The 15,772-nt window shown below is 35.9% G+C and carries 30 protein-coding genes; all 30 read left to right on the top strand.

Annotation, left to right across the window (positions count from 1 at the left end; genetic code table 11):
• Window positions 1-312: 312 nt before the first annotated feature.
• The 30 genes from rpsL (at window position 313) to rpsD (ending at window position 15,754) form a co-directional block, all read left to right on the top strand.
• Window positions 313-693 carry a 30S ribosomal protein S12 gene (gene rpsL, locus E0Z07_RS02485; RefSeq protein WP_002987523.1) on the top strand — a complete coding sequence of 127 codons (381 nt, stop codon included), beginning with the start codon at window positions 313-315 and terminating at the stop codon, window positions 691-693.
• A 25-nt stretch (window positions 694-718) separates the two neighbouring features.
• Complete coding sequence (gene rpsG, locus E0Z07_RS02480; protein WP_006259499.1) at window positions 719-1,195, top strand: 30S ribosomal protein S7; 477 nt, start codon at window positions 719-721, stop codon at window positions 1,193-1,195.
• A gap of 21 nt (window positions 1,196-1,216) precedes the next feature.
• Window positions 1,217-3,352 carry an elongation factor G gene (gene fusA, locus E0Z07_RS02475; RefSeq protein ID WP_006259498.1) on the top strand — a complete coding sequence of 712 codons (2,136 nt, stop codon included), beginning with the start codon at window positions 1,217-1,219 and terminating at the stop codon, window positions 3,350-3,352.
• Window positions 3,353-3,364: 12 nt separating this feature from the next.
• Window positions 3,365-3,670, top strand: a complete 306-nt coding sequence (rpsJ, locus tag E0Z07_RS02470) for a 30S ribosomal protein S10 (RefSeq protein ID WP_006259497.1) — start codon at window positions 3,365-3,367, stop codon at window positions 3,668-3,670.
• A gap of 112 nt (window positions 3,671-3,782) precedes the next feature.
• Window positions 3,783-4,400, top strand: a complete 618-nt coding sequence (gene rplC / locus E0Z07_RS02465) for a 50S ribosomal protein L3 (RefSeq protein ID WP_006259496.1) — start codon at window positions 3,783-3,785, stop codon at window positions 4,398-4,400.
• Complete coding sequence (gene rplD, locus E0Z07_RS02460) at window positions 4,400-5,029, top strand: 50S ribosomal protein L4 (RefSeq protein ID WP_006259495.1); 630 nt, start codon at window positions 4,400-4,402, stop codon at window positions 5,027-5,029. The genes rplC and rplD overlap by 1 nt, the downstream gene beginning before the upstream one ends.
• A gap of 7 nt (window positions 5,030-5,036) precedes the next feature.
• A complete protein-coding gene (rplW, locus tag E0Z07_RS02455; RefSeq protein WP_006259494.1) occupies window positions 5,037-5,327 on the top strand; it encodes a 50S ribosomal protein L23 in 291 nt (96 codons plus the stop codon).
• Window positions 5,328-5,333: 6 nt separating this feature from the next.
• Window positions 5,334-6,158 (top strand): 50S ribosomal protein L2, encoded by an 825-nt coding sequence (gene rplB / locus E0Z07_RS02450; RefSeq protein WP_006259493.1) that lies wholly within the window; start codon window positions 5,334-5,336, stop codon window positions 6,156-6,158.
• 11 nt (window positions 6,159-6,169) lie between these two features.
• On the top strand, window positions 6,170-6,448 hold the full coding sequence (gene rpsS, locus E0Z07_RS02445) for a 30S ribosomal protein S19 (protein ID WP_006259492.1): 279 nt from the start codon (window positions 6,170-6,172) through the stop codon (window positions 6,446-6,448).
• 9 nt (window positions 6,449-6,457) lie between these two features.
• Window positions 6,458-6,868, top strand: coding sequence for a 50S ribosomal protein L22 (rplV, locus tag E0Z07_RS02440; protein ID WP_006259491.1), 411 nt, complete (start codon window positions 6,458-6,460; stop codon window positions 6,866-6,868).
• Between the two features lie 8 nt (window positions 6,869-6,876).
• Complete coding sequence (gene rpsC, locus E0Z07_RS02435) at window positions 6,877-7,596, top strand: 30S ribosomal protein S3 (protein ID WP_006259490.1); 720 nt, start codon at window positions 6,877-6,879, stop codon at window positions 7,594-7,596.
• Window positions 7,597-7,614: 18 nt separating this feature from the next.
• Complete coding sequence (gene rplP, locus E0Z07_RS02430; protein WP_006259489.1) at window positions 7,615-8,034, top strand: 50S ribosomal protein L16; 420 nt, start codon at window positions 7,615-7,617, stop codon at window positions 8,032-8,034.
• Between the two features lie 13 nt (window positions 8,035-8,047).
• Window positions 8,048-8,239 (top strand): 50S ribosomal protein L29, encoded by a 192-nt coding sequence (rpmC, locus tag E0Z07_RS02425; RefSeq protein WP_006259488.1) that lies wholly within the window; start codon window positions 8,048-8,050, stop codon window positions 8,237-8,239.
• 17 nt (window positions 8,240-8,256) lie between these two features.
• Window positions 8,257-8,514 (top strand): 30S ribosomal protein S17, encoded by a 258-nt coding sequence (gene rpsQ, locus E0Z07_RS02420; protein WP_006259487.1) that lies wholly within the window; start codon window positions 8,257-8,259, stop codon window positions 8,512-8,514.
• Between the two features lie 2 nt (window positions 8,515-8,516).
• Window positions 8,517-8,885 (top strand): 50S ribosomal protein L14, encoded by a 369-nt coding sequence (rplN, locus tag E0Z07_RS02415; protein WP_006259486.1) that lies wholly within the window; start codon window positions 8,517-8,519, stop codon window positions 8,883-8,885.
• A gap of 12 nt (window positions 8,886-8,897) precedes the next feature.
• Window positions 8,898-9,215, top strand: a complete 318-nt coding sequence (gene rplX, locus E0Z07_RS02410) for a 50S ribosomal protein L24 (protein ID WP_006259485.1) — start codon at window positions 8,898-8,900, stop codon at window positions 9,213-9,215.
• A 2-nt stretch (window positions 9,216-9,217) separates the two neighbouring features.
• A complete protein-coding gene (gene rplE / locus E0Z07_RS02405) occupies window positions 9,218-9,769 on the top strand; it encodes a 50S ribosomal protein L5 (protein WP_006259484.1) in 552 nt (183 codons plus the stop codon).
• 2 nt (window positions 9,770-9,771) lie between these two features.
• Window positions 9,772-10,041: a 30S ribosomal protein S14 gene (gene rpsN / locus E0Z07_RS02400; protein WP_006259483.1), complete on the top strand. Its 270-nt coding sequence runs from the start codon at window positions 9,772-9,774 to the stop codon at window positions 10,039-10,041.
• A gap of 21 nt (window positions 10,042-10,062) precedes the next feature.
• The gene (gene rpsH, locus E0Z07_RS02395) at window positions 10,063-10,461 is read left to right on the top strand and encodes a 30S ribosomal protein S8 (protein ID WP_006259482.1); all 399 of its coding nucleotides are present in this window, start codon (window positions 10,063-10,065) and stop codon (window positions 10,459-10,461) included.
• Window positions 10,462-10,478: 17 nt separating this feature from the next.
• The gene (gene rplF / locus E0Z07_RS02390; RefSeq protein ID WP_006259481.1) at window positions 10,479-11,021 is read left to right on the top strand and encodes a 50S ribosomal protein L6; all 543 of its coding nucleotides are present in this window, start codon (window positions 10,479-10,481) and stop codon (window positions 11,019-11,021) included.
• Between the two features lie 11 nt (window positions 11,022-11,032).
• On the top strand, window positions 11,033-11,383 hold the full coding sequence (gene rplR / locus E0Z07_RS02385; protein ID WP_006259480.1) for a 50S ribosomal protein L18: 351 nt from the start codon (window positions 11,033-11,035) through the stop codon (window positions 11,381-11,383).
• Between the two features lie 6 nt (window positions 11,384-11,389).
• Window positions 11,390-11,914: a 30S ribosomal protein S5 gene (rpsE, locus tag E0Z07_RS02380; protein WP_006259479.1), complete on the top strand. Its 525-nt coding sequence runs from the start codon at window positions 11,390-11,392 to the stop codon at window positions 11,912-11,914.
• A gap of 12 nt (window positions 11,915-11,926) precedes the next feature.
• Window positions 11,927-12,109 carry a 50S ribosomal protein L30 gene (gene rpmD, locus E0Z07_RS02375; RefSeq protein WP_006259478.1) on the top strand — a complete coding sequence of 61 codons (183 nt, stop codon included), beginning with the start codon at window positions 11,927-11,929 and terminating at the stop codon, window positions 12,107-12,109.
• 11 nt (window positions 12,110-12,120) lie between these two features.
• A complete protein-coding gene (gene rplO, locus E0Z07_RS02370; RefSeq protein WP_006259477.1) occupies window positions 12,121-12,573 on the top strand; it encodes a 50S ribosomal protein L15 in 453 nt (150 codons plus the stop codon).
• Window positions 12,574-12,589: 16 nt separating this feature from the next.
• The gene (gene secY, locus E0Z07_RS02365) at window positions 12,590-13,936 is read left to right on the top strand and encodes a preprotein translocase subunit SecY (RefSeq protein WP_006259476.1); all 1,347 of its coding nucleotides are present in this window, start codon (window positions 12,590-12,592) and stop codon (window positions 13,934-13,936) included.
• Window positions 13,937-13,941: 5 nt separating this feature from the next.
• Window positions 13,942-14,157, top strand: coding sequence for a translation initiation factor IF-1 (gene infA / locus E0Z07_RS02360; protein ID WP_002987492.1), 216 nt, complete (start codon window positions 13,942-13,944; stop codon window positions 14,155-14,157).
• Between the two features lie 13 nt (window positions 14,158-14,170).
• Entirely contained in the window at window positions 14,171-14,287 is a 117-nt protein-coding gene (gene ykgO / locus E0Z07_RS02355; RefSeq protein WP_002987490.1) for a type B 50S ribosomal protein L36, read from the top strand.
• A 2-nt stretch (window positions 14,288-14,289) separates the two neighbouring features.
• On the top strand, window positions 14,290-14,664 hold the full coding sequence (gene rpsM, locus E0Z07_RS02350; protein ID WP_006259474.1) for a 30S ribosomal protein S13: 375 nt from the start codon (window positions 14,290-14,292) through the stop codon (window positions 14,662-14,664).
• Between the two features lie 11 nt (window positions 14,665-14,675).
• On the top strand, window positions 14,676-15,059 hold the full coding sequence (gene rpsK, locus E0Z07_RS02345) for a 30S ribosomal protein S11 (protein ID WP_006259473.1): 384 nt from the start codon (window positions 14,676-14,678) through the stop codon (window positions 15,057-15,059).
• Window positions 15,060-15,148: 89 nt separating this feature from the next.
• Window positions 15,149-15,754 (top strand): 30S ribosomal protein S4, encoded by a 606-nt coding sequence (gene rpsD, locus E0Z07_RS02340; RefSeq protein WP_006259472.1) that lies wholly within the window; start codon window positions 15,149-15,151, stop codon window positions 15,752-15,754.
• Window positions 15,755-15,772: the final 18 nt, after the last annotated feature.

Raw genomic sequence — 15,772 nt, 5'->3', positions numbered from 1 at the left:
AATATTTTTTGTGGTGATATATAAAAGGAGAGAAGAGAGATAAGGTCTGTTTTTTTGGGTACTATTGAATAGTGAAAGAGAAGATTTAGAACTAATGCTAGATTGCTAAAAAGAAAGAGCAATAATGTTGATAACTTTTGAATAACTATCGTATAAAGAGAAAAAAAGAGGTAAAAGGAGAATTGTTGATAAAAAAAATTAATTATGTTGAAAATTAATGCTTTGAGGTTTGAATAAATAAAAAATAGTTATACATTTGCAACCCCGTATATAGTGCGGAATAATATATTGTAGAAATTATTAATAAACATTATGCCAACAATTCAACAATTAGTAAGAACAGGGAGAACCCAATTGACTAAGAAGAGTAAATCGGTTGCTTTGGATTCTTGTCCTCAAAGAAGAGGAGTTTGTACGCGTGTTTATACTACTACACCTAAAAAACCAAACTCTGCAATGCGTAAAGTTGCAAGGGTACGTTTAACAAATGGTAATGAAGTAAACGCATACATCCCAGGAGAAGGACACAATTTACAAGAGCACTCGATAGTATTAGTTAGAGGTGGAAGGGTAAAAGATTTGCCAGGTGTTAGATACCACATCGTACGTGGAGCTTTGGATACTGCTGGAGTAAACGGTAGAACACAAAGAAGATCTAAATACGGAGCAAAACGTCCTAAAGACAAAAAATAATCGTTTAAACGTTTAAGAAGAAGACATGAGAAAAAGACAGGCGAAAAAGAGACCTCTTTTACCAGATCCAAAATTTAATGATCAATTAGTTACGCGTTTTGTAAACAACTTAATGTGGGACGGTAAGAAATCAACAGCTTTTAAAGTATTCTATGATGCTTTAGAGATCGTTGAGGAGAAAAAACAAGATGAAGAAAAATCTTCATTAGAAATTTGGAAAGATGCATTAACTAATGTTATGCCACACGTAGAAGTTCGTTCTCGTCGTGTAGGTGGAGCTACATTCCAAATTCCAATGCAAATTCGTCCAGATAGAAAAATTTCTATGGCGATGAAATGGATGATTTTGTATGCGAGAAAAAGAAATGAGAAATCTATGGCTGGAAAATTAGCGTCTGAAATCTTAGCTGCTGCTAAAGAAGAAGGAGCTGCTGTTAAAAAGAGAATGGATACTCATAAAATGGCTGAAGCTAATAAAGCATTCTCTCACTTTAGATTTTAATCCATACAGAAACTATATACAATGGCAAGAGATTTAAAATATACAAGAAACATTGGTATCGCTGCACACATCGATGCTGGTAAGACAACAACTACAGAGCGTATTTTGTTCTATACAGGTAAAAACCACAAAATGGGAGAGACTCACGAAGGATCTTCTACAATGGACTGGATGGAGCAAGAGGCTGAAAGAGGTATTACTATTACATCAGCAGCTACTACATGTACTTGGAATTTCCCAACAGTTCAAGGTGCTAAAATACCTGAATCTATGGAGTACCACTTCAATATTATTGATACTCCTGGACACGTTGACTTTACTGTAGAGGTAAACCGTTCTTTACGTGTATTAGATGGATTAGTATTCTTGTTTAGTGCAGTTGATGGTGTTGAGCCTCAGTCTGAAACTAACTGGAGATTAGCTGATAATTATAAAGTTCCACGTATGGGGTTCGTTAATAAAATGGACCGTCAAGGAGCTAACTTCTTAGCAGTATGTCAACAAGTTAAAGATATGTTGAAATCTAACGCTGTGCCAATCGTTTTACCTATTGGTGATGAGGCTGATTTCAAAGGTATCGTTGACTTAGTGAAAAACCGTGCAATCGTATGGCATGATGAGAATCATGGTTCTACTTTTGACGTTGTTGAGATCCCTGCAGAGATGGTTGACGATGTAAAACAATACAGAGGTCAATTAATCGAAGAGATTGCTGCTTATGATGAAAATCTTCTTGAGAAATTTATGGAAGATGAGGACTCAATCACAGAGGACGAAATCCACGTAGCTTTACGTGCTGCTACTCTTGATATGAGCATCATCCCTATGACTTGTGGATCTTCATTCAAAAATAAAGGTGTTCAGTTCATGTTAGACGCTGTATGTCGTTACTTACCTTCTCCAATGGATAAGGAAGCTATCGAAGGTACAGATCCTGATACTGAAGAGCCAATCGTACGTAAGCCATCGGTTACTGAGCCGTTCGCTGCATTAGCATTTAAAATTGCTACTGACCCATTCGTAGGTCGTTTAGCATTCTTTAGAGCTTATTCAGGACACTTAGACGCTGGATCTTATGTATTGAATACTCGTTCTGGAAACAAAGAGCGTATTTCTCGTATCTACCAAATGCACGCTAACAAACAAAACCCGGTTGAATATATTGAGGCTGGAGATATTGGAGCTGCAGTAGGATTTAAAGATATTAAAACTGGAGATACTTTATGTGATGAGAAAAAACCTATCGTATTAGAAAGTATGATATTCCCAGACCCAGTAATCGGTATCGCTATTGAGCCAAAAACAAAAGCGGATATGGATAAAATGGGTACTGCTTTAGCTAAATTAGCTGAGGAAGATCCAACTTTTACAGTTAAAACTGACCAAGCGTCTGGACAAACTGTAATCTCTGGTATGGGTGAGTTACACTTAGACGTATTGATCGACCGTATGAAACGTGAGTTCAAAGTTGAAGTTAATCAAGGAGAGCCACAAGTTGAGTATAAGGAAGCTCTTACACGTGAAGCACAACATAGAGAAGCTTATAAAAAGCAATCTGGTGGACGTGGTAAGTTTGCTGATATCGTATTCAAAATGGGACCTGCTGATGACGTTGATGGAAAACCATTCGTTGGATTACAGTTCGTGAATGAAGTTAAAGGTGGTAACGTTCCTAAAGAATATATCCCTTCTGTAGAGAAAGGATTTAGAGAGGCGATGAAACAAGGACCTTTAGCTGGATTCGAAATGGATTCTATGAAAGTAACTTTAACTGACGGTTCTTACCACGCGGTTGACTCGGATGCATTATCGTTCGAATTAGCTGCTAAAATGGGATACAAAGCTGCTGCTAAAGCTGCAGGTGCGATCATCTTAGAGCCTATCATGAAGTTAGAAGTATTGACTCCTGAAGAAAACATGGGTGATATCGTTGGAGATTTGAACCGTCGTCGTGGACAAATCAACAGCATGGATGATAGAGCTGGATCAAAAGTTGTTAAAGCTTCTGTTCCATTATCAGAAATGTTCGGATATGTAACTACATTAAGAACATTATCATCTGGTAGAGCAACTTCTACAATGGAGTTCTCTCACTACTCTGAAACACCATCAAACATTTCAGAGGCAGTAATCACTAAAGCAAAAGGTAACGCTTAATTTTAGAGTAAAATGAGTCAAAAAATCAGAATAAAATTAAAATCTTACGATCATATGTTGGTTGATAAATCAGCAGAGAAAATCGTAAAAACTGTAAAAAGTACAGGAGCAGTAGTAACTGGACCTATTCCATTACCTACTCATAAAAAAATCTTTACTGTTCTTCGTTCTCCTCACGTGAACAAAAAAGCAAGAGAGCAGTTTGAGTTAAGTTCATACAAAAGATTGTTAGATATCTATTCTTCATCTTCTAAAACTATTGATGCTTTAATGAAATTAGAGTTACCAAGTGGAGTTGAAGTTGAAATCAAAGTGTGATAAATAACAAGATTCAATAAGAATATCAAAGGCTAAGTATTGGTGTTATAGTCACCAATACTTAGTTCTTTTAGAAAATAAAATAAAATTTTATAATTAATAATTAATATTTATGTCTGGGTTAATTGGTAAAAAAATCGGCATGACTAGTATTTTCGATGAGAATGGAAAAAACATTCCATGTACAGTAATCGAAATGGGTCCTAATGTCGTTACCCAAGTCAGAACCATTGAGGTTGACGGGTATGAAGCGTTACAACTTGGTTTCGATGACAAGACAGATAAACATGCTACTAAAGCTGAGTTAGGTCACTTTAAAAAAGCTGGAACATCTGCTAAGAGAAAAGTTGTTGAAATCAAAGATTTTGCTGGAGAGTATAAATTAGGTGATGTGATCACTGCAGATTTATTCATAGAAGGTGAATATGTAGATGTACAAGGTGTATCTAAAGGAAAAGGATTCCAAGGGGTTGTAAAACGTCATGGTTTTGGTGGAGTTGGTCAGGTAACTCACGGTCAAAAGAACCGTTTAAGAGCGCCAGGATCTATTGGAGCTTCTTCTTACCCATCAAGAGTATTCAAAGGAATGCGCATGGCAGGAAGAACTGGAGGAGTAAATGTAACAGTACAAAACCTTAGAGTTTTAAAAGTAGTAGCTGATAAAAATCTACTTGTGGTTAAGGGAGCAATTCCAGGACACAAAAACTCTTATGTAATCGTTCAGAAGTAATGGAAGTAAAAGTTTTAGATATCACAGGAAAAGATACTGGTAGAAAAGTTGAGCTTTTAGATTCAGTATTCGGTATAGAACCAAATAATCACGCAGTATATCTTGATGTTAAACAATATTTAGCAAATCAAAGACAAGGAACTCACAAAGCTAAAGAAAGAGCTGAGATCTCTGGAAGTACGCGTAAGATTAAAAAACAAAAAGGAACTGGTACTGCAAGAGCAGGAAGTATTAAATCGCCAGTTTTCCGTGGAGGAGGAAGAATCTTCGGGCCAAGACCAAGAAGCTACTCTTTCAAATTAAACAAAAGTTTAAAACGTTTAGCGAGAAAATCTGCTTTCTCTATCAAAGTGAAAGAATCAAATTTAATCGTAGTTGAGAACTTTAATTTCGAGGCTCCAAGCACTAAGAATTTCATCAACGTATTGAAAGGTTTAGGATTGGAAAATAAAAAATCTCTATTTGTGTTTGGTGAATCAAATAAAAATGTATATTTGTCATCACGCAATTTAGGGAAGGCTGCTGTTGTAACTAACTCTGAATTAAGTACTTACAGTATTTTGAATGCTGGAAGTTTAGTGTTAACTGAGGGTTCTGTAGCAGGAATTGTAGAAAATTTAAGTAAATAATAGGAACATGAGTGTTTTAATTAAGCCTATAATTACAGAAAAAATAACTAAAGACGGCGAAACTTTTGGCCGTTTTGGGTTTGTTGTTGATAGAAAAGCGAACAAAATTGAAATTAAAAAAGCAGTTGAGGCTGCTTATGGAGTTTCTGTTGTTAACGTGAATACTATGAACTATGCTGCAAAGCGTTCTGTTAAGTACACGAAAAGTGGAATGATCAACGCTAAAACTAATGCTTACAAGAAAGCAATAGTTGAATTGAAAGAAGGAGATAGTATAGACTTTTATTCAAATATCTAATAAATAATGTCAGTTAGAAAATTAAAACCTATTACCCCAGGTCAGCGTTTTAGAGTTGTGAATAGTTTTGACGCTATAACAACTGATAAGCCGGAGCGTAGTTTACTAGCACCGAAAAAAAAATCTGGAGGTAGAAATAGTCAAGGAAAAATGACCATGCGCTACATGGGTGGTGGTCATAAACAAAGATACCGTATAGTTGATTTTAAAAGAACTAAAGTTGGTATCCCAGCTACTGTTAAGTCAATTGAGTATGATCCAAACCGTACAGCATTCATCGCTTTGATTGCTTATGTAGATGGAGCTAAATCATACGTTATTGCACAAAGCGGTATGAAAGTTGGACAAACTGTAGTTTCAGGAGTAGATGCGTCACCAGAAGTTGGTAATGCAATGCCTTTAAGCAAAATTCCTTTAGGAACTGTTATATCTTGTATCGAATTACGTCCTGGACAAGGAGCAGTTATCGCTCGTTCAGCAGGTACTTTCGCTCAGTTAGTTGCTAGAGATGGTAAATATGCTACTATTAAAATGCCTTCTGGAGAGATCCGTTTGATTTTATTAGAATGTATGGCTACTATCGGAGCAGTGTCTAACCACGATCACCAATTAATCGTTTCTGGTAAAGCAGGTAGATCAAGATGGTTAGGTAGAAGACCTAGAACTAGACCAGTAGCAATGAACCCAGTAGATCACCCAATGGGAGGTGGAGAAGGTCGTTCGTCAGGAGGACACCCACGTTCTAGAAACGGGATGCCTGCTAAAGGGTACAGAACTCGTTCTAAAGTTAAGTCGAGTAATAAGTATATCGTTGAACGTAGAAAGAAATAAAAGATTAAGACATGGCACGTTCGTTAAAAAAAGGACCTTATGTTCACTATAAATTAGAGAAGAAAGTTCAAGTAAACGTAGAAAGTGGAAAAAATGGAGTTATCAAGACTTGGTCAAGAGCTTCAATGATTACACCTGATTTCGTTGGACAAACTATCGCAGTACATAATGGTCGTCAGTTTGTTCCTGTTTATGTAACAGAGAACATGGTAGGACATAAATTAGGGGAATTTTCACCAACAAGATCGTTCAGAGGTCACGCTGGTGCAAAGAATAAAGGTAAAAAATAATAAGAAGCTATGGGAGTTCGTAAAAGAGAAAGAGCTGAGCAAATTAAAGAAGCTAACAAGCAAGTTGCTTTTGCAAAGCTAAACAATTGCCCTACTTCTCCTAGAAAAATGCGTTTAGTAGCGGATTTAGTAAGAGGACAGAAAGTAGAAAAAGCTCTAAATATATTAAAATTCAGTTCAAAAGATGCTTCTCGTAATTTAGAGAAATTACTTTTGTCTGCAATTGCTAACTGGCAAGCGAAAAACAGCGACGCTAACATTGAAGAAGCTGGATTGATCGTTAAAGAAATCAGAGTAGATGGAGGAATGATGTTAAAAAGACTTCGTCCTGCACCTCAAGGTAGAGCACACAGAATCAGAAAACGTTCTAATCACGTAACAATCGTATTAGGATCTAATAATAACACACAAAGCAATTAATAAGCAGTATGGGACAAAAGACTAATCCAATCGGGAATCGCCTTGGTATTATCAGAGGATGGGACTCAAACTGGTATGGTGGAAATGACTACGGTGACAAAATCGCTGAAGATCACAAGATCAGAAAGTATATCCATGCTCGTTTATCAAAAGCTAGTGTATCTAAAGTAATCATCGAGAGAACTTTAAAACTTGTAACCGTTACTATCACTACTGCTAGACCTGGTATCATTATCGGAAAAGGTGGACAAGAGGTAGACAAGTTAAAAGAGGAATTGAAAAAGATTACTGATAAGGAAGTTCAAATCAATATCTTTGAAATCAAACGTCCTGAATTAGACGGATACTTAGTGGCTGCTAGTATCGCTCGTCAAATCGAAAGCAGAATTTCTTACCGTAGAGCTATCCGTATGGCAATGGCTGCAGCGATGAGAATGAACGCTGAAGGAATCAAAGTTATGATTTCTGGTCGTTTAAACGGTGCTGAAATGGCTCGTTCTGAGACTTTCAAAGAAGGAAGAATTCCGTTGTCAACTTTCAGAGCAGACATCGATTATGCACTTGCTGAAGCTCACACTACTTATGGTAGAATGGGAATTAAAGTGTGGATCATGAAAGGTGAGGTTTACGGTAAGAGAGATCTTTCTCCGTTAGCTGGAATGGATAAAAAACAATCTAAATCAGCAGGATCTCCAAAAGGTAAATCTAACCCACGCAAAAGAAAGTAATTTTTAAACTGAAGAAAAATGTTACAGCCTAAAAGAACAAAATACCGTAAGGTACAGAAAGGTAAAATGAAAGGGATTTCTCAAAGAGGGCATGAACTTTCAAATGGTATGTTTGGAATCAAATCTATGGACTCTGCATTTATCACTTCACGTCAAATCGAGGCAGCGCGTATCGCTGCTACTCGTTTCATGAAACGTGAAGGGCAGTTATGGATTAAAATTTTCCCAGACAAACCTATTACTAAAAAGCCTCTAGAGGTACGTATGGGTAAAGGAAAAGGTGCAGTAGAATACTGGGTTGCTGTGGTAAAACCAGGAAAAATTATGTTCGAAGTTGGTGGAGTGCCAATTTCAGTAGCAAAAGAAGCGTTACGCTTAGCTGCTCAAAAACTTCCTGTAAAAACTAAATTTGTAATTGCTAGAGATTTCGAAGCATAATAAAATTTTTATCATGAAACAATCAGAAATAGTAAATCTATCTGTAGCTGAATTACAAGAGCAACTGGTACAGTTGACTAGCACATATAATAACTTAAGATCTGCTCACGCAATCTCTCCAATCGAGAATCCATTACAGTTGAGAAACGTAAGAAGAAGTATTGCAAGAGTGAATACAGAGTTAAGTAAAAGAGAGTTACAATAATTGTATTCTGCCGAAAGATGGAAAATAGAAAATTAAGAAAAGAGAGAATAGGTGTTGTTACTAGCAATAAAATGGAGAAATCTATTGTTGTGTCTGAAGTAAAGAGAGTAAAACACCCATTATATGGTAAGTTCGTGTTGAAAACGAAAAAATACGTTGCACACGACGAAACAAATGATTGCAACATTGGTGATACAGTAAAGATCATGGAGACACGTCCATTATCTAAATCAAAATGTTGGAGATTAGTTGAAATCATTGAAAGAGCGAAATAATTATGGTACAACAAGAATCTAGACTTAAAGTAGCAGATAATACGGGTGCAAAAGAAGTTTTGACTATCCGTGTTTTAGGAGGAACGAAACGTCGTTATGCCTCTGTAGGTGATAAAATTGTAGTTTCAATTAAAGAAGCAACTCCAAACGGAAGCGTGAAAAAAGGTAGCGTTTCAACTGCAGTTGTAGTTCGTACTAAAAAAGAAGTGAGAAGAGCTGACGGATCTTACATCAGATTTGACGATAACGCATGTGTATTGTTAAATGCTGCTGGGGAGATGAAAGGAACTCGTGTTTTTGGTCCGGTTGCGAGAGAACTTCGTGAAAAACAATTCATGAAAATTGTATCATTAGCACCAGAGGTGTTATAATTCGTTCTAAACATGATTAAGCTAAAGATAAAAACAGGAGATACTGTACGCGTTATCGCTGGTGACCATAAAGGTACTGAAGGTAAAGTTGTACGTGTATTACGTGAAAAGAACAAAGCTATTGTTGAAGGGGTGAATATCATTTCTAAACACGTGAAGCCAAGTGCTTCTAACCCTCAAGGTGGAATTGTTAAAAAAGAGGCTCCAATCCAAATCTCTAACTTAGCGATCGTAGATCCTAAGACTAACGAAGTTACAAGAGTAGCTATCGTGAAAAACGAGAACGGAAAAAATGTTAGAGTTTCTAAAAAATCAAATCAAGTATTATAGTTATGGCTTATATACCAAGACTTAAAGAAGAATATAAAAGCAGAGTTATCTCTGCTCTTACTGAGGAATTCGGTTATAAAAACGTAATGCAAGTTCCAAAACTTGAGAAAATCGTTGTTAGCCGTGGAGTTGGTGCTGCTGTTTCTGATAAAAAATTAGTTGATTACGCTGTTGAGGAGTTAACTAAAATTACAGGACAAAAAGCAGTAGCTACTATCTCTAAGAAAGACGTTGCTACTTTTAAATTAAGAAAAGGAATGCCAATCGGGGCAAAAGTAACGTTACGTGGAGAGAGAATGTATGAATTTTTAGATCGTTTAGTAACTTCAGCTTTACCACGTGTAAGAGACTTTTCAGGTATTAAATCTGATGGTTTTGACGGAAGAGGAAATTATAACTTAGGTGTTACTGAGCAAATCATTTTCCCTGAAATCAATATCGATAAAGTTAACAAAATCGCTGGTTTTGATATCACTTTCGTAACATCTGCTCAAACAGATAAAGAAGCGAAATCTTTACTTGCTGAATTAGGATTACCTTTTAAAAAGAATTAAGTATGGCTAAAGAATCAATGAAAGCCCGTGAGGTTAAAAGACAAGCATTAGTAGATAAATATGCTGCTAAGAGAACAGCTCTTTTAGAAGCTGGTGACTATGAAGGATTACAAAAGTTACCTAAAAATGCTTCTCCAGTTCGTTTACACAACAGATGTAAGTTAACAGGAAGACCAAGAGGGTATATGCGTCAATTCGGTATTTCTCGTGTTACATTCCGTGAAATGGCAAATAATGGATTGATACCTGGAGTAAAAAAGGCAAGTTGGTAATTAAGATTTAAAGGTAAAAACATGTATACAGATCCAATAGCAGATTTCCTTACAAGAGTTAGAAACGCTGTGAGAGCTAACCACAAAGTGGTTGAAATTCCAGCTTCAAACTTCAAAAAAGAAATCACGAAAATATTATTCGATCAAGGATATATCTTAAGCTATAAATTTGATGATAGTTCAGTTCAAGGGACAATCAAAATAGCTTTGAAATATGATAAAGACACAAAAGAGTCTGTAATTAGAGATATCCAAAGAATTAGTAAACCAGGTTTGCGTAAATACGCTTCTGCAGCAGATCTTCCTAGAATCCTTAACGGATTAGGAATCGCTATCGTTTCAACATCAAAAGGATTGATGACTGGAAAGCAAGCGAAACAATTGAATGTTGGTGGAGAAGTAGTTTGTTACGTATACTAATTTAAAAAGACTAAGAGATGTCAAGAATAGGTAAAAGTCCAATAGCAATACCTGCTGGAGTAACGGTTGACGTTAAAGAAGGAGAGATTGTTGTAAAAGGTAAATTAGGAGAGCTTTCTCAAAAGTTTGATACAGTTAGTATTAAAGTTGAAGAAGACCAAGTAATCGTTGAGCGTTCTTCTGATGATAAGATTGAAAGAGCTAAACACGGATTATACCGTAGTTTAATCAACAATATGGTTAAAGGAGTTTCAGAAGGATTTACTATCAGTTTGGAATTGGTTGGGGTAGGATACCGTGCTGCTAATCAAGGACAAAAGTTAGATTTAGCTTTAGGTTTCTCTCATAATATCGTGATGGATATTGCAAAAGAAGTTACAGTGGAAACTATATCTGAAAAAGGTAAAAATCCAATCGTTAAATTAACTTCATTTGACAAACAATTAGTTGGTCAAGTAGCAGCAAAAATCCGTTCATTCCGTAAACCAGAACCTTACAAAGGAAAAGGTATCAAGTTTGTGGGTGAAGAGTTAAGAAGAAAAGCAGGTAAATCAGCTTAAAAATTAAGACTATGTCATTAACAAAATCTGAAAGAAGACAACGTATTAAATTCAGAATTAGAAAGATCGTTAGCGGTACTGCTGCTAAGCCAAGACTTTCTGTATTCAGAAGTAATAAAGAAATCTATGCGCAAATCATAGATGACGTGAATGGAGTAACTCTAGCTGCAGCATCTTCAAGAGAAGCTGGGATAACAAGAGGAACCAATATTGAAACTGCTGCATCGGTTGGGAAACTAATTGCAGAGAAAGCTTTGAAAGCTGGTGTAGAAACTGTATCTTTCGATAGAGGAGGTTATTTATACCACGGTCGTGTTAAATCATTAGCTGAAGGCGCTAGAGAAGCTGGATTAAAATTCTAATTAGTTATGTATCAAAATTATAAAAACGTAGAATTTGTAAAACCAACTGGTCTTGATCTTAAAGATCGTTTGGTTAGTGTAAACCGTGTTACTAAAGTTACTAAAGGGGGAAGAGCTTTTGGATTCTCTGCTGTAGTAGTAGTAGGTGACGAAAACGGTGTAGTGGGTCATGGTTTGGGTAAATCAAAAGACGTTTCTGAAGCAATCGCTAAAGCAGTAGAGGATGCAAAGAAAAACTTAGTTAGAGTTCCTTTAAATGGTCATACTATTCCTCACGAACAAAAAGGAAAATTCAGTGGAGCAAGAGTATTATTGATGCCTGCATCTTTGGGTACTGGAGTAATCGCTGGAGGTTCTGTGAGATCGGTTGTAGAATCTGTTGGGATTAAAGATTTATTATCTAAATCTCAAGGATCTTCAAATCCTCACAACGTGGTGAAGGCTACTTTTGACGCTTTATTACGTTTAAGAAGTGCTTCTACAGTTGCAAAACAAAGAGGAATTTCTTTAGAAAAAGTATTTAAAGGTTAATTTGAGAGAGTTATGTCAAAAATTAAAGTAAAACAAGTAAGAAGCCAAATTAATTGTCCTCTTGTACAAAAGAGAACATTAGAGGCTTTAGGACTTCGTAAGATTGGTCAAGTGGTGGAGCATGATGCTACATCTGCAATCTTAGGAATGGTAAGTAAAGTTCAACACTTAGTTTCTGTAGAGGAGGCTAAATAATATTGTAGAGTATGAATTTAAGTAATTTACAACCAGCAAAAGGTTCAGTACACAACCAAAACAAACGTGTTGGTCGTGGTGAAGGGTCTGGTAAAGGAGGAACTTCTACAAAAGGACACAAAGGTGCTAAATCACGTTCAGGATATTCAAGAAAAATCGGATTTGAAGGAGGACAAATGCCACTTCAAAGACGTGTTCCTAAATTTGGTTTTAAAAACATCAATAGAGTAGAATATGATGTTATCAACTTAGAAAGATTACAATCTTTAGTTGATAGCGGAGTAGTAAAAGACACTGTTGATTTTGCTCTTTTAGTTGAGTTAGGATTAACTTCTAAAAATAGTTTAGTTAAGGTTTTAGGGCGTGGAGAGATAAAAGCAAAATTAAAAGTTTCTGCACACAAGTTTTCAGCATCTGCTAAAGAGGCAATCGAGGCAGCTGGTGGAGAAATTGTAACGTTATAAAATCTTAATAAACAAGATGAAGAAGTTTTTTGAAACATTAGCCAGTATTTGGAAAATTGAAGAGTTAAAGAACAAAATCTTGATAACTTTAGGGTTATTGCTTGTGTACCGTTTTGGTACACAAGTTACCCTTCCAGGTATTGACGCAACGAAATTGCAAGCTTTAACTGATCAAACTGATCAAGGTATCGGTTGGTTAATAAATGTTTTTACAGGTGGTGCATTTGCGCAAGCATCTGTATTTGCATTAGGTATTATGCCTTATATTTCTGCTTCCATAGTAGTTCAGTTGATGGGAATCGCGGTTCCTTATCTACAAAAGCTACAAAATGATGGAGAAAGCGGTAGAAAGAAGATGAACCAAATAACAAGATGGTTGACAATCGGTATTACTTTATTACAAGGACCTAGTTACATCTATAACTTGTATGTGCAATTACCACCGGATGCATTTTTGTTAGGTTTCAATTCTTTCTCATTCTTGTTTTCTTCAGTAATTATACTAGTGACCGGAACTGTTTTTGCAATGTGGTTAGGTGAAAAAATTACTGATAAAGGTATTGGAAATGGAATTTCATTATTAATTATGGTTGGTATTATTGCAAGACTTCCAATGTCTTTCATCCAAGAATTCCAATCAAGAATTACAGAAAATAATGGAGGACCTATGTTGGTGGTTATAGAAGTAATTTTATGGTTGTTAATCATCGTTGCTTGTATCTATTTAACTCTTGCTGTGAGACGTATACCGGTTCAGTATGCAAGAAGAAGTGCTTCAGGAACTTATGATCAATCTATGTTAGGCGGTAACCGTCAGTGGATTCCATTAAAGTTAAATGCATCAGGAGTTATGCCAATCATCTTCGCTCAGGCGATCATGTTTGTGCCAGCTGCAGTAGCAGGTTTGTCAACTTCGGATACTGCTAAATCAATCAGTACAACATTTCATAATGTGTTTGGTTGGGAGTATAATGCACTTTTTGCTTTATTAATCATAATTTTTACGTACTTTTACACCGCAATTACAGTACCTACTAATAAGATGGCTGATGATCTAAAGAGAAGTGGCGGTTTTATACCAGGTGTTAAACCAGGTAGTGAGACAGGTGATTTCTTAGATAGAATCATGTCTTTAATAACATTCCCAGGTTCTCTTTACTTAGCACTAATCGCAGTTTTCCCTGCAATCGTGGTAAGTTTATTAGGAGTTCAACAAGGTTGGGCAATGTTTTATGGAGGAACATCGTTATTGATTATGGTAAGTGTTGTAATCGATACAATTCAACAAGTCAATGCTTATTTACTGAACAAACAGTATGATAGCATGATGACAAGTGGTAAAAATAGAAGAGCAACAGCTTAGTTTTTATGGCAAAACAATCAGCAATAGAACAAGACGGAGCAATTATTGAAGCATTATCAAATGCTATGTTCCGTGTGGAATTAGAAAATGGACACGTAGTAATCGCCCATATCTCAGGTAAGATGCGTATGCATTATATCAAATTATTACCTGGTGACAGAGTAAAATTAGAGATGAGCCCTTACGATTTGACCAAAGCAAGAATTACTTATAGATATTAAAGAGGCTATTAAAATGAAAGTAAGAGCATCAGTTAAAAAAAGAAGTGCCGAGTGCATTATAGTACGTAGAAAAGGTAGACTTTACGTTATTAATAAAAAGAATCCTAGATTTAAACAAAGACAAGGATAATTATGGCAAGAATCGCAGGGGTAGATATACCTAAACACAAAAGAGGAATCATTGCTTTAACTTATATTTTTGGAATTGGTTCAAGTAGAGCTAAAGAAATTCTAGAAAGAGCTAAAGTTGACGAAAATAAAAAAGTTCAAGATTGGAATGACGATGAGATCGGAGCTATCCGTGAAGCTGTAGGTCAATTCACAATTGAAGGAGAATTACGTTCAGAGATTTCATTAAACATCAAACGTTTAATGGATATCGGATGCTACAGAGGTATCCGTCATAGAGCTGGTCTTCCATTAAGAGGACAAAGAACTAAGAACAACTCTAGAACAAGAAAAGGTAAAAGAAAAACTGTTGCTAACAAGAAAAAAGCAACTAAATAATAAGTAGTAATATGGCTAAAGCGAATACAAAAAAACGTAAAGTACTTGTTGAGTCAACAGGTGAAGCTCATATTAATGCGACGTTTAACAATATCATCATTTCATTAACTAACAAAAAAGGTGAAGTGATTTCTTGGTCATCAGCAGGTAAAATGGGATTCAGAGGTTCTAAAAAGAACACTCCTTACGCTGCTCAAATGGCTGCAGAAGATTGCGGTAAAGTTGCACTTGAGGCAGGATTGAAAAAAGTAAAAGTTTATGTAAAAGGACCTGGAAACGGAAGAGAATCTGCAATCAGATCTTTACATAACGGTGGAATCGAAGTAACAGAGATTATCGATATTACTCCAATGCCACACAATGGATGTCGTCCTCCAAAGAGAAGAAGAGTTTAATTTTATAGTATAACCAAAGGTAGGAATAGATTATCGGAGGAAAGTGACCTGAATTCATAATCCCTACCTTTTTTCAATTTTATTAAGAAATGGCAAGATATACTGGTCCACAAACAAAAATCGCACGTAGGTTCGGTGAAGCAATTTTCGGAGATGACAAGTCTTTAGAAAAAAGAAATTACCCTCCAGGACAACATGGTTTAGCAAGAAAAAGAGGTAAGAAATCAGAATATGCTATCCAGTTATTGGAAAAACAAAAAGCTAAATATACTTACGGTATTTTAGAAAAACAATTCAGAAACTTATACAAAAAAGCTGCTGCAGCTCGTGGAGTTACTGGTGAGGTATTAATTCAATTATGTGAGTCAAGATTAGACAACGTAGTATTCAGAATGGGAATTGCTCCATCTCGTAGAGCTGCACGTCAAATCGTTTCTCATAGACATATTACTGTAAATGGGGAATTAGTAAATATTCCTTCATACCAATTGAAACCTGGTGATAAAGTTGCTGTTCGTGAAAAATCAAGATCTCTAGAGACTATCGAACGTTCATTATCTAATTCTAGCGCTGTTTACGAGTGGATTACTTGGAATCCTGAAACGTTAGAAGGAACATTTGTTTCTGTACCTCAAAGACTTCAAGTTCCTGAAAACATCAAAGAACAGTTAATCGTAGAGTTGTACAACAAATAATAATTGACATTCAGTCGA

It is taken from the genome of Myroides odoratimimus (genome assembly GCF_004337635.1).
Lineage (GTDB): Bacteria > Bacteroidota > Bacteroidia > Flavobacteriales > Flavobacteriaceae > Flavobacterium > Flavobacterium odoratimimum.
The sequence above is the reverse complement of the archived record's forward strand: the minus strand, read 5'-3'. Positions and strand labels throughout refer to the sequence as shown.